Annotated in this window: 2 protein-coding genes; both read right to left on the bottom strand. The window is 65.3% G+C overall.

Features of this window, described 5'->3' with window-relative positions:
• Nucleotides 1-363: ATP-binding protein (locus EN750_RS33150; RefSeq protein ID WP_189526631.1), on the bottom strand; the 363-nt coding region annotated here is incomplete at its 3' end.
• Between the two features lie 353 nt (nt 364-716).
• On the bottom strand, nt 717-1,682 hold a 966-nt coding region (locus tag EN750_RS33140; RefSeq protein ID WP_127399177.1), incomplete at its 5' end, for a hypothetical protein.

Below are 1,682 nucleotides of genomic sequence, written 5' to 3'. Positions count from 1 at the left end.
GGTTTGCGTGGCGACGATCGAGGCGGCGGCGCGCGACAGTTCCATGCTGCGGTCGAAGACCGGGATGGCGATGTCGGCTTCGCCGGCACGGATACGCTTCAGCAGGGCCTCAAACCCGGCAAAGTCGAAGGTTTCCGGCGCGCCCTTGCGCGCGCGCAGGCCGCGCCGCTCGAGCACGGCGTCGTCATAGTGGAAGCCGTCCATCGGCACGACTTCCGAAGCACCTTCGGGCAGCAGTTCATGCAGCCTTGCCGACAGCGTCGACTTGCCGGAGCCTGGTGGACCGGCAATGGCGACGATGAAGCGGTTTGCCTTGCCGGCGCGCTTGAAGATGGTGGCGGCGAGATGGGCGATTTCGGACATGAGAGCCTCGCTTGCCTGGATGATCGGCACGATAATTTCCGCTGTATCTTGTCGGCAGTTGGCGGAAATTTCAAATCGGGATTTGAGCTATTGGAGGCGGTCTTTTGCCAAAGTTGGCGCCGCCCCTCATCGCCCTGCCGGGCACTTCTCCCCGTATAGTGACGGGGAGAAGGGGCCAGCCGCAATCTCGGCGCCTACTCTGTAACGCTGGTAGTTGGCGAAATCGGTGATGAGAGCACCCCTCTCCCCGTCACTATACGGGGAGAGGATGCCGGCAGGCAGGTGAGGGGCGGCGCCAACTTTGGCAATTGATGGGAACCCTTGAACGAACAGAAGTCAACTGTGCTGTTCGTTCAGGCAGCCACAGGCTGCCCAATACGCAGGAAATCGCTGTCGAAGGGAACCTCCCGCGCCGCGCCGCCCGTCACCAGCCGCATGCGGCCATCCGCCGTCGTGAGCTCCTGCGGTGGCTCGCCGCCAGACAGCGGTATGGCGCCGATGACATGGCGAAAGGAAACGCTTTGGCTTTCGCCCAGCGCAAAGGCGGTCGCTACCCCTTCGCGCCTCAGCCAGTTGTCGCCGATCGAGGCGGCATGGCCGACGGCAGCACGGCCATCCTCGATGCCGAGCACGCCCAGGTGGCGACCGCTCCAGGGCGCGTAGTCGCGCCCGCCATTGCTGAGCCACAGCATGGTGATCGGCAGCTCGGCAGAGTTCTTCAGCACCAGCACCAGATCGTCCTCGGCCTGGCGCGCCAGCGCGGTCCAGCCCGGTCCGCTATGATCTGTCTCGACCAGCGTGAGGAAATCCTCGCGCAGGTCGCCCATGCGGTACTCCGTCAGGTCGAGCGTACCGCCGCCTGCGGCGGGAAAACGGCCGAGATCGGCGGATCGTGCCGGATAGGCCAGCAGGAAGCGGCCGCGTGCGGGATCCGGCTCCAGCGGGTCGTCCAGCGTCGCGGCAAACCGCTTCGGCGAAAAGGCCAGCCTGCCGCCGCCCGTCATCGCCATCATCGGGTGATGCGCGACCGAAATCGCGCCGTGGCCACCGGAAAACACATGTTCCTGGTAGAGGAAGGGATGGCCGTCGCGCAGCGTCAGGATCTTGTCGACCGAAGCGCCCATCACCTTGTGCCGCAGGCGGTAGACGGCTCGCCAGCCATCCCCTGTAGCAGCACTATCGACCACATCCCAGGCGCTGTTGGCCGGCCAGCCATGCAGCGGCGCCTCCTCGACATCGCTGCGCGAAAACGGCGCGCAGAGAAAATCGCCGGACAGCCGAACCGTGCCTTCCGGCAAATTGTCCGGCAGCGTCTCGCC

The organism is Mesorhizobium sp. M7A.F.Ca.ET.027.03.2.1, assembly GCF_003999175.1.
Lineage (GTDB): Bacteria > Pseudomonadota > Alphaproteobacteria > Rhizobiales > Rhizobiaceae > Mesorhizobium.
This window is presented reverse-complemented; position numbering and strand designations above follow the sequence as displayed.